Source organism: Acidilutibacter cellobiosedens (genome assembly GCF_004103715.1).
Classification (GTDB): Bacteria; Bacillota; Clostridia; order Tissierellales; family Acidilutibacteraceae; genus Acidilutibacter; species Acidilutibacter cellobiosedens.
Genome location: NZ_CP035282.1, coordinates 204,392 through 217,431, shown reverse-complemented (window position 1 = coordinate 217,431; position 13,040 = coordinate 204,392). Strand labels below are relative to the sequence as shown.

At 31.0% G+C, this 13,040-nt stretch carries 12 protein-coding genes; 1 reads left to right on the top strand and 11 read right to left on the bottom strand.

Annotation, left to right across the window (positions count from 1 at the left end):
* Nucleotides 1-324 precede the first annotated feature (324 nt).
* The 11 genes from EQM13_RS01135 to EQM13_RS01085 form a co-directional block, all read right to left on the bottom strand.
* A complete protein-coding gene (locus tag EQM13_RS01135) occupies nt 325-2,112 on the bottom strand; it encodes a VirD4-like conjugal transfer protein, CD1115 family (RefSeq protein ID WP_128751684.1) in 1,788 nt (595 codons plus the stop codon).
* 27 nt (nt 2,113-2,139) lie between these two features.
* Complete coding sequence (locus EQM13_RS01130; RefSeq protein WP_128751683.1) at nt 2,140-2,676, bottom strand: hypothetical protein; 537 nt, start codon at nt 2,674-2,676, stop codon at nt 2,140-2,142.
* A 20-nt stretch (nt 2,677-2,696) separates the two neighbouring features.
* The gene (locus EQM13_RS01125) at nt 2,697-3,419 is read right to left on the bottom strand and encodes a phage antirepressor KilAC domain-containing protein (protein ID WP_128751682.1); all 723 of its coding nucleotides are present in this window, start codon (nt 3,417-3,419) and stop codon (nt 2,697-2,699) included.
* A 10-nt stretch (nt 3,420-3,429) separates the two neighbouring features.
* Entirely contained in the window at nt 3,430-4,278 is an 849-nt protein-coding gene (locus tag EQM13_RS01120; protein ID WP_128751681.1) for an ATP-binding protein, read from the bottom strand.
* A 13-nt stretch (nt 4,279-4,291) separates the two neighbouring features.
* Nucleotides 4,292-5,083: a replication initiator protein A gene (locus EQM13_RS01115; RefSeq protein ID WP_128751680.1), complete on the bottom strand. Its 792-nt coding sequence runs from the start codon at nt 5,081-5,083 to the stop codon at nt 4,292-4,294.
* A gap of 61 nt (nt 5,084-5,144) precedes the next feature.
* On the bottom strand, nt 5,145-5,639 hold the full coding sequence (locus EQM13_RS01110) for a PcfB family protein (RefSeq protein WP_128751679.1): 495 nt from the start codon (nt 5,637-5,639) through the stop codon (nt 5,145-5,147).
* A 128-nt stretch (nt 5,640-5,767) separates the two neighbouring features.
* The gene (locus EQM13_RS01105) at nt 5,768-7,000 is read right to left on the bottom strand and encodes a DUF4238 domain-containing protein (protein WP_128751678.1); all 1,233 of its coding nucleotides are present in this window, start codon (nt 6,998-7,000) and stop codon (nt 5,768-5,770) included.
* A gap of 79 nt (nt 7,001-7,079) precedes the next feature.
* On the bottom strand, nt 7,080-7,673 hold the full coding sequence (locus EQM13_RS01100) for a hypothetical protein (protein WP_128751677.1): 594 nt from the start codon (nt 7,671-7,673) through the stop codon (nt 7,080-7,082).
* Nucleotides 7,674-7,685: 12 nt separating this feature from the next.
* Nucleotides 7,686-10,736, bottom strand: coding sequence for a site-specific DNA-methyltransferase (locus EQM13_RS01095; RefSeq protein WP_128751676.1), 3,051 nt, complete (start codon nt 10,734-10,736; stop codon nt 7,686-7,688).
* Nucleotides 10,737-10,809: 73 nt separating this feature from the next.
* A complete protein-coding gene (locus EQM13_RS01090) occupies nt 10,810-11,067 on the bottom strand; it encodes a TIGR04540 family protein (RefSeq protein ID WP_206172766.1) in 258 nt (85 codons plus the stop codon).
* Between the two features lie 133 nt (nt 11,068-11,200).
* Nucleotides 11,201-11,431, bottom strand: a complete 231-nt coding sequence (locus tag EQM13_RS01085) for a hypothetical protein (protein ID WP_128751675.1) — start codon at nt 11,429-11,431, stop codon at nt 11,201-11,203.
* Nucleotides 11,432-12,565: 1,134 nt separating this feature from the next.
* Here EQM13_RS01085 and EQM13_RS01080 point away from each other — a divergent pair.
* Nucleotides 12,566-12,961, top strand: a complete 396-nt coding sequence (locus tag EQM13_RS01080; protein ID WP_128751674.1) for a four helix bundle protein — start codon at nt 12,566-12,568, stop codon at nt 12,959-12,961.
* Nucleotides 12,962-13,040: the final 79 nt, after the last annotated feature.

The window sequence follows — 13,040 nt, the reverse complement described above, 5'->3', positions numbered from 1 at the left end:
AGTTCGGGTAGTATTGGACTTTGTTTTGTATTGCAAACTCGTCCGCTCTAAGTCAGCCTTATATGGTTTCTGTTCGTCAGTTCGGGACTTTGCCTCTAGCTTCCTTCGGATTCCACATCACTGCGGACACCCTTGCTTTTAGCTAACGGTTCCTACTACCAAGCCCGTGGTGGACTTTCACCACTAAGTTGTTGTCCAAGCTGGGCACACAATAAAAAAAGCGACTGGACTTTTTTTCTAATCCAATCGCTATAAATCAAATCTATTAACTTAGCTGTCCACTTTTTCAAGAGGGACTTCTCACCTTCACCTTCATATTCTCACCTACACCCTTGTTATTATAGATTCCTTGTTAAGTCTTGCCTTACCTTGCCTTTTCATATACTCTTCAACATCAAAGTAATTCTTATCATCATAGTCTTCTAAAAGCTTGTAATTCTTATGTTTTGTAATATCAAACTTCTCTGAAAGAAAAGGTCTTACACCTCTAAGCTGCATAATACACTTGCTTCCATCCATTACAAAGAGTTCATCTTTACTCATAAGCTCTTTTCCAGTTTTCTGATAGTTAAGACCAAAGGACTTCTGATTACTTCTTGTTTCTGATGTATTGAATAAGTCAATAGTTTCTTTACCAAGTGTTTCAGAAATCTCTTTTAAAGTTCCATTTTCTTTTCCTCCCAAGAATAAAGTTGTATCACAGTTACCTATAATAGTATCTGCATTATCCTTGTAAATTGCCTTTAATTGTGATTGTGCCTGTAAAACGATACAAGCACTTATTTCCCTTGAACGGATTGTTGCTATAAGTTTTTCAAATTTAGGAATCAATCCAATATTTGCAAACTCATCAAGAAGACATCTTACATGAATAGGAAGTCTTCCTCCATATACATCATCAGCCTTATCACAGAGTAAATTAAACATCTGAGAATACATTAGTGATACAACAAAATTAAAAGTATCATCTGTGTCTGAAATTATAACGAATAAGGCTGTCTTCCTATCCCCTAGGGTATCTAGTTCCATTTCATCTTCACTCATTAGCTCTCTAAGTTCCTTAATATCAAAAGGAGCTAATCTTGCACCACATGAAATTAAGATAGATTTAGCAGTTTTTCCTGCTGCCAACTTATATTTACGATATTGCTTAACTGCAAAATGGTCAGGATCCTTTTCTTCCAAGGCTTCAAACATATAATCTACTGCATTTTTAAAGTTTTCATCTTCTTCTCTAACTTCACTTGCATCTATCATGGCCAGTAAGGTTGTAAAGTTTTGTTCCTCTTTAGGAGTTTCATAAAAGATGTATCCTATAAGGGCTGTATAATAGAGCCTTTCAGCCTTTACCCAAAAATCTTCCCCTGCTTTTTCACCATCCCCCTTTGTATTTGCTATAATTGTCTGAACCAGTTTAAGAATATCTTTTTCACTTCTAAGATAGGCAAAGGGGTTGTATTTCATACTCTTTTTAAAATTAATGGTATTTAGAGTTTTTATCTCATATCCATTCATTTCTAGCATTTTGCCACACTCATGAAGTAAACTTCCTTTAGGATCAGTTACTACATAGCTTGAATGTAATTGCATTAAATTAGGTTTTACAAAGAACCTTGTTTTCCCAGAACCTGAACCCCCAATTACAAGTACATTTTTATTTCTTGCATACTTAGGAGTCTTTGGTCTACTATTCATAGTAATTCTCTCAGTTTGAGTTAGTAGAATATTATTCCTAAAATCATCATCCATATATGGAGCAATATCTTTTGCATTACCCCATCTTGCAGAACCATATTCCTCTCCTTGTCTAAATTTCTTTGCATTTTTACTCTTGCTATAAAGAATAAGCTTCACTATTCCAGCTAGAATAAGACCTACAAGTAAATCCCTTGGATAAAAACTTGGAAGATAACTCATTGTTTCTATTTCCATGACCGCTTGTAATATACGGTCAATTACATCACCTCCTACATATGAATTTACATGGCGAGAAAAAATATCTCCTAAATAGAAAAAAGCAAGATAAGGTATATTCTTTTTAATAAAAGCCTTTCTATCTTGCACACGAAATAAATCCTTTATGTCTTTTTTAATTTCTTCTATTACACTCAAATCCCCACCTCCTTAACCTGGAGATCCTTATCTTTCCTCACCTATTTCCTTTTTCTTTTCTTCCTTATTTACAGGATAAATCTTATCTACCTTCCCTTTATATTCATTAAGAAGTTCTATAGTTGATTTCTTTTTTCTATCTAACTGCTTTTCTGAAAATTTTACTTCCTTTCCATCAAGTAAAAAATCGGATATATCAAGAAAGTTCCAGTCTTTATCTCGTGGGATAATTTTGAAAATAGAATTGATAAAATAATCATTTCCATCCATCCTATAGGTCTGTCCGTAAACTAATAGGTTTAAGAATCCTTCATCATCAATAAGAATATCTACACCATTTTTAAAATCTGCATATTCAACTAACTCGTATATGTCCCATAAGCTTGAATTTATAACTTTCATTTCTCTGTCCTTATGAGCTAAATCTATATATTTATGAAGCACTACACAATCATAGTCTTCTAGTTGTATTAGCTTTTCCATTAGTTCTTCTATTTCTTCACTGTGTTTATCAAATTCAAACTCATCACAGTCAATACAACTTTTTTCATTTAACATTAACATCAAAATCATCTCCTATTCCCTCAAATTTCTCCCATTTCTTTAAGTAAAGAGAAAAAATATGCTCTTCCCTCTGGTCTTACTACTGTATAAACTCCAGATTCTCCATTGTATTTATTGATATAATCTTTAAGTTTAAAGTAATCAGCTGAAGTTGAGTAAAATCTAAGCTTCCCCTTTTGATTTCTATAAAGGTATCCTCTATCTATAAGTATATTTATAAACCTATTCTGAGCTATTCCTAATTCCTTTGCAGTATCCCTAAGGCAAGTGCAATCTCCTAGGGAAATAAATCTGTCAAAGAACTCTCCTTTAGGAATAAGACCTTCTAATTCTTCTGTCCTTGCTTCTATTTGCCTTAAGGCTACTAGATAGCCTCTTGCTAAAAGTTCTTGATCATTCATTTCTTCTTGACCAGTAAAATAGCCCCCATATTTCCTAATTGAAGGAAGAACCTCACTTGTTACCCAATTCTTAAACCTTATGGCACTTTCAAGTTTACTTCCAAAGATAAGGGCATACATTCCAGACTCATTTATTACTAGCATATTTCTTCCTTGACCTGATACTGTAAAACACCGTTTCAGCTTATCTCCTTCATAAACATGGCTTGCTATAGCATCACTTGGTCTTTTATACCCTAGAGCTTCTGCTATATCTTTTCCAACAAACCAAGGTTCATCGTCAATTAATATTGTCCTTATTTGTCCAAACTCTCTATTTTCAAATACCTTTATTTTATACATTTCTCTCACCTCATCTATCTCCTAAAAGTAGGTCTCTAGTTTCTCTTAATTTTTTTCTTCCCAGTTCTGTTCTAATGTCTTTTCCTGCAATCTTAACAGGAATACACATCTCTCTAATCCTTGAATAAATCCTCTCCTTATCAATATCATTACTTCCATTCATAATCACACCAAGAGGAATATTCGTTGAAATAATAGTTGGTTTCTTTGATTCATACCTAGTGTTTATAATCTGATAGACCATTTCATTTACATATTCTGTATTTCTTTCAATCCCAAAATCATCAAGAATAAGAAGGGATACACTAGATAACCGCCTATAATACTCATTCTTATCAATATCAAAGCCACGTTTTTCAATATCATTTATAATCTGAGGAATATTTCTCATCTTAACTCTTATTTGATACTCCTCTATAACCTTATTTGCAATACAAGCTGCTAGGTAAGTCTTTCCTGTTCCTACATTTCCATGAAATATAAGGCCACTATTGTCTTTTGATAATTCTTTGAAGTTCTTAACAAAGTTTTTTCCTATAATAACTTCCTGTCTTTTAGGCTCTATAACCTTATCAAAATCGCAACTTATAAGGTTTCTGCTGGTAGTAAAGCATTCTTCCTTAAGTCTTCTAATATGATTTGCCATTTCTTCATCTTTTCTTTTAGCTTCTTCTTCTCTATCACATTTACATCCTCTACCAAATATTATTTTTTTACTTCCAAGATAGCTAAGTGGTTCTGAATCTATTTGCTCACCACACTGTCTACAGTAAACATGTCCATCTTTTTCAAAGGCTTTATTTGCATTAAAAGAAAATTCAACTCCATCAATTTCAATTGTTTTTATTTTATCTTCCATTTTCTCTACCTCTCTAATTATTTAAGTTCCATTCGCTTTCATAGTCTAAAGGATCACCTGTATAGGTTTTTTCACTTTTAAGCTTTCCTTCTCTCTTATCTTTTAAATACCAGGTCATAATTGTTGAAGCATGGTCTTTATAGGTTTTTCCTGTACTTTGCATATAGGCTGATAATCTTTCAATATAATCATTTAGATTAGGAATCTTATCCTCTAATTTGCTTTCTTCTTCATCAGAAATAATTACATTAAGGAAAGTTCCTTTTTTCTGTTTTCCACTAAAATCAATATAACTCTTATCAATCTTATTATTCTCTATATAGTTAGGTTGTCTTTTTGATAAGTCTAGACTTTCCCTTTTGACCATTCCAGAATTATCAAAATCACCATTCTTGACTTGTCCTTTTGACAAGTCTTGATTTTCCCTTATGACAAGTCTAGGATTTCCATTTCTAAAAATACTCATAAAATCTTTAACATAAATTTTAGTAGGATTACCCTGTCCTGCTCTTTTCTTTTTTATAAGCCCAATTTCTTCAAGATCCTTTATAAGTTTAACTGCCTTTTTAATGCCACAGCCTAGTTGTTCAGCTGTTTCTTCAACAGTAAAATAGATATATACTCTTCCATTTTCATCTATCCAGTTATTCTTATAAGATAAGGCACTCCTTGATAGATACATGGAATAAAGCACTTTAGCATCTATTGATAGACCTTTAAACTTTTCATCTTCAATAAGAACTATAGGCAAACGGATAAACCTAAAACTTTCAGCATCTCTTCCGTAAAAATAGTCAAAATCCATTCACTTCACCTCATCTCAATAAAAAAAGACACCTAAGATTTCTCTTAAATGCCTGGTCCTTTTATCTCTCATGTTCATGACGTTTTTCCTTAACCTTGTCTTTAACTGCCATATTTTTCACCCTTTCCTTAAATTTATTTAGTATTTCTTTTGTAGACTCCCTTTTGTTTTCTTTCTTTTCAGATCTTTCTATAGCCTTTTTAAAAGCTAAATCCATAACCTTGGTATCCTTGGCTTGGAAGAATACAGAGTAAAGCCCTGATTCCTTATTCTTCATAACAGAAAAATTAACTCCGTATCGGTTAAGCTGCTTTTTTAATTCCTTGACCTCACCTTTCTGTAAATCAATATTTTCAATCTGACCCTTCTTTACCATATCCTTAAGCTTTCTTGAATTAGTTTTTCTTTTTTCGCTAAGATATTCCGCAAGTGGCTGACTTTTCTCAGCAGCATCTTCCATGATTTTTTTCATTGCTTTTAAAATAGCTTTTGCAGAATACTGTGCAACCTTAATCTCAATGTTTATAGCTTTGTTATTGACATCATCATTTACCATCTAGGTAACCTCCTTTCTAGGGGAAATAAAAAAAGCGGCCCAGACTTTTACATCTGAACCGCTAATATTCATTAATTTATTAAACTAAAGTTTTACAGTCTGATACAAACTTATATTTACTATACTATTTACAATTCTCTCGTGGGAAAAAAGTTCACTGGGACTTCCTTTAACTGTCTCATAAACTCTCCTGAGATAACACAATCTTCCTTTGGCGTATTCCAGTAGTAATCTAAATATTCTAGTAATACTTTTGCATATTCTTGCATTTGTCTCCAATGATTTTTGAGTTTTTCTTCTTTAATGAAATCCGGTTCACGATAAACCCTACATAATATTGCCCTTCTAGTTTTAAAATTGTAGTTACGTGGAAATGTTTCTCTAAAGTCTCTTGGTATCTTTTTTAATGATTTTGGTAATTTAAGTATAGGAATATCAAGATAGTATTCAATACTCCTCGACTTAGCAGCCATAAATGTACCGATGCCGTCATAACTCGTGGTGGTTTTTGCTGAAACATGGAATTTTTCTCGAAAAGCATTCAATTCCTTGTCTTGTATGAATTTCTCAAACTCTATCGAATTCAACGCCAATATTCTCTCGTCCGCACTAACATATTGGTATTTGTTAAAAGTATAAATGCATTCTGAATCCTGTATTTCTTCTGCGATTTTTCCATAAAGTTTACTATCATAAAACATCACCATCTTTTTTTGAGATATCGGAAAAAAGACAACTGTACCAATATCCCCCAGACCAGCACGATGGATCCCTAAAGGATTAACAATAATTACAGGAACATCTGATGTAAAAAAAGCAATATCCGTTTTATTTTCTAAAATAATCATCTTTAAATCATCAATAGTAGATAAAATATCGTTCACAAAATCTAAATTATACTCAGAGGTTATTTCACTTTCAACTTTCTTTTCAACCATCTCATTTATAACGGACTTATTCAAATCACTATTTCGATTATACAAAACATCAGTTAGTATTGTTGTAACCATGTCTTGATTATGAGCAAGCATCGCTTTAGTCCTACTTATCTGATATGCAGTAAATTCTCTGATATTTTTAATATCATTTGCTGTTAGTACCTCACCACGATTAATTTTTAAAATTGTACTTCCCCATTTGTTTTCTTCTTCAGCAAGTTTATTTTCTACTTTCCCATCCTCATCATAGAAAAAATCTTCCGAACAAACAGAAGAAGTTGGTATATTATCTCTAAACAAGTTACCCTTAAATTGATAAAAAGATATTAGTACTTTTTCTTTTTTTGTTCCTTCATTTTTAATCATTGAAAATGGTTTCATATAAAAACGAGGAACATAATGTTGATTCTTTGTTATTTGCATAATAGTATTCACCTTTCATCTATTATTATGATTTATTAAAAAACTTAAATCTTTCCTCATCATGCACTGCTCACAACAATTAGAGTCTAATTGCTCTAAGCAATGCATGAATTATTTTTATAAAAGTTCCTGAAATCCTTGATTTCAAAGCATTTATTGCACCCATCACTATTATGACACGTTCCCCTGTAGCATTCCAAAAAGCAATTTTGTTTAAATCTTCTAGAGAATATTTTTCTATTTTATCCTGTTTATCTTTATCACAATTAAATTCCTCTACATATTCATTTAATTCTTCAAGTAATCTGTTTTTATCTCTAAAATATTTTTCCAAATATATTTCCGTAAAAAGCAGAGAAAGGTATTGAAAGTATTTCCATTTTATAGTTTGCTCTCTTCTTTCAGATATCCTAAAGGTGTGTCTTACAATATTTTCATCATACTTTAACAATTCATCTCTAGCAATACTACATTTATCAGCAAAATTTAATGTTAAATATTCATAGTAATAGGTGTTGTTTTCCCCAGTATATCCTTCGTTTTTAACCTTTTTTAGCTCCTCCGCTAACTCTTCAAATTTATTTACACCAAAAAGTTTGAGAAAAAATTGATTTAGCACTAATTTTTTATAAAACTTCATGGGAGGAGTTTTTGTAGTTTTTCTTCTGGCCAAAATTACCCCTCCTTATAGTTCCTGTACGTCAAACATCTTCTTCTTAAACTCTTCCTCAATTAAAACCACTTTCCATGTCTCATCCGCAAGTTTAAAATTGAAAAGATTATTATCTCCATTTACATAAATACGATCATATTCAAAGTCTCTTGTGTTATATCTTCTCTTTTCAAAGTAAGCGTCAAGGGCTGCGTTGTCCTTGGCAATATCATCGGTCATATTTCTCCAGATAATGAGTGCTTTTTCTCCAGTCCGAAGAATTCCCTCTACTTCTTTAAATACATATTCCCCTTCACCATACTTTGCAAAATTTAGCTTTACTTTTCCTGGCCTTTTTTCATCATGAACAGGCTCTACATCAAAATATTCTTTAGCACCGATACTGTGAACAGTAAGACCAATCAAATAATTAAATGTTTCCACAAGATCTACTACTGTTTCTTTGGTTTCTAAACCATTAGCAATATTGAGTTTATAATCAAATGGATTCTTAAAGCTATCTATGTTTAATAAAGATATGCTTCCTTCGGTTTCTTTATCCAGCATATAAGAAAGCATATATTGTTCCCTTATATGATCATACTGTTCAATAACTTTTTGCCCGTGTGAATCTATTTTCATTGTCAAGTTGTTTAAGGTGTCATCATATGATTCAAGTTTTATGTACTTAAATATATGGCTAGAACCTTCCCTATCAACAGGTTTACCATTTTTCCACTCTTTTGAGTAAATCACTTTTTGGATTCTGGGCTTTAACACCGTGTCAAAATATTCACCCATCTCGACAAGGATATATTTACGGTTTCCTTCATCTTCTCTATTGAGATTTATAACCGCATGACCTGTAGTGCCAGAGCCTGCAAAAAAATCAAGAATAAGTGAATTATCTTTATCAATATTGCTAATATGAAACATAAGCTTTTTAATAAGTTTTGAAGGTTTTACAGTTTCAATTTTACTGCCAAAACCAAATTCTTTTCCAACTTCTTTTAGACCTACTTCTGCTGTGCCATAGACATCCTTATCAAAGAAATGAGACCAAAACGGAGTGTATATAACCCCTTCCTCATGTTTAGGTCTATATATTACAAATGGTCTATTTTCTTTAATTATAATTCTATTTTCCTTTTCTAATCTTTCTATTTCGTCCTTTCCAAGTTTCCATTGCATGTTTTCATTAGGAAATATACCTTTTATAGAAAAAATCATAGTTTGCCTTCCTCTAATACCGCTTGAAGACATTTGACCAACTTCTTGAATCCTATATACACCTTTATCATCCTTTAAAGGATATTCTTTTTCCCCTTTTTGTTCTAAATTAAATTCTTGTTTCTTATCACTATTTCTAAATATATATATATATTCTGTTTTAGATTGAAGCATTTTTCTAGCTGTTTGAGTATTTTGTGCTTTTGTTCTTTTTTCCCAAGTAATATTCCCAACAAAATTCTCATCCCCAAAAATACTTTTCCCTAAAAATAGTAAATTTGCATTTTCATTATCATCAATAGATATTGCTATTTTAGAATCCTTATTTAATAGTTTTTTAGCATTTGTTACTCTATCATACATCATAGACAGCCAACTACTATGCTTAAACTTATCTTTATAAACAAAATCATCATTATCAGTATTGTAGGGTGGATCAATGTAACAACAGTCTATATTTCCCTTATACCTCTCATGCATCAAATTCAACGCTTGAAAGTTCTCACTATGTACTAAAAGTCCATCTATATTTTCATCGATATTATCAATACTCTCTATGAGCTTTTCTTTAAAATTTTCATCGTAAAAAGCCGTATCTAATACCAAATAAGGATTTTCTTTTAAAAATTTTATCGTTAAAGGCTCTACATAACCTTCTATTTCATCTATAGCAAAAAGCTTTTTCCACTCTTCGATTTGTCTTTCATTATCTATGATTTCTGGGTAAAAGCTTTCATCCACTTTATCTAGGGTAATACAGTAATCCGATTGTACGATAAACTTTTTCTTTAACCATAACTTTTTTTGGAAGTCTTCTATTTGAGCAAGGAACTCAATGATCTTGTGCCCTATAGATTTAATAACTTTTATTTTAGTAATATATTCTTCTACCCTGCGCTCATTTTCTGTATTTAGATCATCGAGAAACATGACTTCGTTTTTTAAATAAAAATCTAGCTCCCTTCTTAAAAATCCTCCTAAATCTTTGTGAATAAAATAATCAAAAGTATTTCTTGCCGTATAATCATTTAAATGTTTTTCAATCAAAGTCCTATTGGGGTTCTTTTCAGTAGGACTTTGAGTAAAGATTTCAATAAAAGGAGCATAATCGCTACTAACTTTAATATGAGTTTTGATTAAATCCAAAGCTTCGGCAATTAACTTGTCCTGTTTTTTGTTATCTACTTTGTATTCAAAATGTATATAAAGTTCACCATCTTTTATTTTGAAAGGCTCTTCCTTATATATTACAAATCTTCTTTCTTTACCTTTTGGGGCTTTATTGTTATCCTTTTCCGTATTTGCTTCCACTAATTTAAAATGAACAATTTTTCCACAGGGCAATTTGAAGGAATAATCTCTAAAATACTCTGTAGTTTTAATGTAGTATTGATCTGCATTTGCCCAATGAAGTTTTACTTCCTCACCTTCATAAGGGATGGCATATACCCCTTTTTTATATCTTCTAGCAGATATAAAGTCACCGTTATCATAATATCTGCCAAAGAAATTAGCTAAATGAGAATAGACTTCTGATTCAGCCTGCTCAACACTTAACCCATTTTCTATTTGGGATTTTAAAGCCACATATTTCGCACTTTGCTCATATACAACCCCTGTGGTATCAAGGGTCTTTTTTAAATCATCCATTTCTTCAATAAGACTTTCTTGCTTTACTGAAATATATTTTTCTAATTCCCCTCTTACCTGTGGTAATAAATCTTCATCAAGGAATTTTTCTATCTCTCTCCTTTTATAATTCATAATTCGATATATGCCAAAATCAAGATCAGCTTGATTCAGCTGAAACATTTCTTCTAGTAGCTTTCTTAATTTCTCAAAACTTTTGCTCATTAATCTTTCCCCCTCTAGATTATTTCCCCTGAATAATTACTGTGATATTATACAAACTCCTTATATTAAAAAACTATAAATCCTCCTTGATTCTAGATACGATCTCCAACCTTCTTTTCCCAGAGCGTTGCTTTATAATGGTAGTGTAATCCCCATTTTTATACAATAATGAATCGTTATTCCTAATTATATCTTTGATCGTCTGAATCATTTCCTCTTCTTTAATTTCGTCAACCCAATAGCTATCTAGAACAAAGTTTATCGCTTCTGCAACTTCCGTTTGATTTTTATAGAAGGTTTTTATAATAGTAAACACCCTCTTCCCTTTCAATTTCTATATAATTTTTATATTATTTTCTTATATTTCAAGTATATCCTCTTATCATTGAATAGACAAGTAATTTCTATAAATTAGGCAATATGTATACAAAAAGAGATACAGAAAAGGAGTAAATACTCCCTCTCTATATCTCAATAACAGCAATTTTAAATTTTCTTTTTCCTATTTTAAAATCACTTTTGCGTTCTAGAAATCTTTTCTGTATATATTCTTCCAGCTGTTCTTTATCTATTCCTAGAGATAATGTTTCTCTTGCGAGATAATCTAATTGATTCACTTTAACGTCATAATAATCAAATTTATAGCACATCCATAATATATCTAACACCCGTTTAATTACATTTTTATCATTCATGCTATCACCCTCTTTAAGTTCTTGTATTTTATATTAAATATATACCTATGTAATATACAAATTCAAATATATTTATATAAAATAAATAACAATTTTATATAAATACTAATGATGTATATTGATTTTTGTAGTATAATATAGTTATAGAAAGTCGCACGAACACTAGGCTTCAGATGTTTTGTATATTAAATTTTGACTTGTATTTAATATAAATTAAAAACTATGGGTAAGATAGGAGGACAAAAATGTTTAATAAAGATAATATATTATCAAACAAAATCATAATGTCACATGACGGTATTTTATATCAAGTCTGTCGGAAAAGAAACGGCCTGCTGCATTCTATCGAATTATCATACAACATGATAAACGGAATCAAAACCATTAAAAAGAGAGTCCCCTTCCTGCTAGGATGGATTACTCAATTTTGTTTAGAAACTTGTATCCCCTACATATAAATTTTAAAGGCCAAGGCCCTGAAGACATAAATCTAGAGCCTTTCATTGATCACGTTTTTAATGAATAAATTCGCTTTCTAATACGTTTCTGCCAATGTCTCTTGCTTTTTCTTCTATTATCTCCGTTTTCTTATATTATCTTCTAATAATTCTCTAAAGACCATTACGTTTTTAAAAATACATTTGGTTTTTAAAAAAGGAAAATCATCTTACGTAACCTATTATCCAAACTTCCCAGATTGCTTAATATTAATTAATTAATATTAATAAAAACTAATTTAAGCTAATTGTTATTAATACATCTCAATTGAAATTAATCGGTTTTATACCAGGAACAAGCGAAGAAATTTCAAAAAATGCAGCAATGAAAAAAACGATTTCTACAAATAACGAAAACGTTTCCGATTTTAAAAACGTAATTAATTATTACGATTTTTACATAAAAAGCTCCTGAATTATACAACGAGAATATGTTCAGGAGCTTTACCTTTCTTAAAAAAGTCCCCTATCCCTTTTAATTATAAAAGGGTAAAGTGGGACTTTTTATACACTTATTAAAGTTTTTAAATGTTTTTTAAAAATCTTCTTATAGCCGATAGTAAAAATTGACTTTGCTTTTTCCTTTTTTATATTATGAATATAGATGAATTATTTTCCAAAAAGGAGTGTGATAGATATGGCAAAATACAATTATCACATAAAAGACTTTAAAAAACTAATCGTCTGGGCTAAAGCTAGAGAATTAGCCCAAGATATTTATAAAATTGCTGCTAAATTTCCAAACTTCGAAACCCACGCAGCAAAATCTCAAATTATTAGGTCAGCTACCTCCATTGGCGCAAATATCGCCGAAGGCAACGGTCAGCTATATCCTAAAAAGCAAATATCATTTTTAAACAATGCTCTTGGCAGTGCATCCGAGACAAGGCATTGGTTGATTGTCGCATTAGATAATAAATATATTTCAAAAGAAGAATATGATTTATATGATGGCCATTTAATAGAAATCACAAAAATGCTCATTGGTCTTATAAAAAAATTGGATTATGAGTTGAAGACTAATATTGCATAAGGTAAAAAGAAAGGAGTTTTTAGTTGTAAAAAATACAAATAAATGGCATACAAAGAGAAAATAAAAATAAAGGAATGGC

Excerpts from the sequence above, each read along its gene's own strand:
- EQM13_RS01130 (WP_128751683.1), bottom strand. The coding sequence starts at position 2,676 with ATGTTAATGTTAAATGAAAAAAGTTGTATTGACTGTGATGAGTTTGAA.
- EQM13_RS01125 (WP_128751682.1), bottom strand. The coding sequence starts at position 3,419 with ATGTATAAAATAAAGGTATTTGAAAATAGAGAGTTTGGACAAATAAGG.
- EQM13_RS01120 (WP_128751681.1), bottom strand. The coding sequence starts at position 4,278 with ATGGAAGATAAAATAAAAACAATTGAAATTGATGGAGTTGAATTTTCT.
- EQM13_RS01115 (WP_128751680.1), bottom strand. The coding sequence starts at position 5,083 with ATGGATTTTGACTATTTTTACGGAAGAGATGCTGAAAGTTTTAGGTTT.
- EQM13_RS01110 (WP_128751679.1), bottom strand. The coding sequence starts at position 5,639 with ATGGTAAATGATGATGTCAATAACAAAGCTATAAACATTGAGATTAAG.
- EQM13_RS01105 (WP_128751678.1), bottom strand. The coding sequence starts at position 7,000 with ATGCAAATAACAAAGAATCAACATTATGTTCCTCGTTTTTATATGAAA.
- EQM13_RS01095 (WP_128751676.1), bottom strand. The coding sequence starts at position 10,736 with ATGAGCAAAAGTTTTGAGAAATTAAGAAAGCTACTAGAAGAAATGTTT.
- EQM13_RS01085 (WP_128751675.1), bottom strand. The coding sequence starts at position 11,431 with ATGAATGATAAAAATGTAATTAAACGGGTGTTAGATATATTATGGATG.
- EQM13_RS01080 (WP_128751674.1), top strand. The coding sequence starts at position 12,566 with ATGGCAAAATACAATTATCACATAAAAGACTTTAAAAAACTAATCGTC.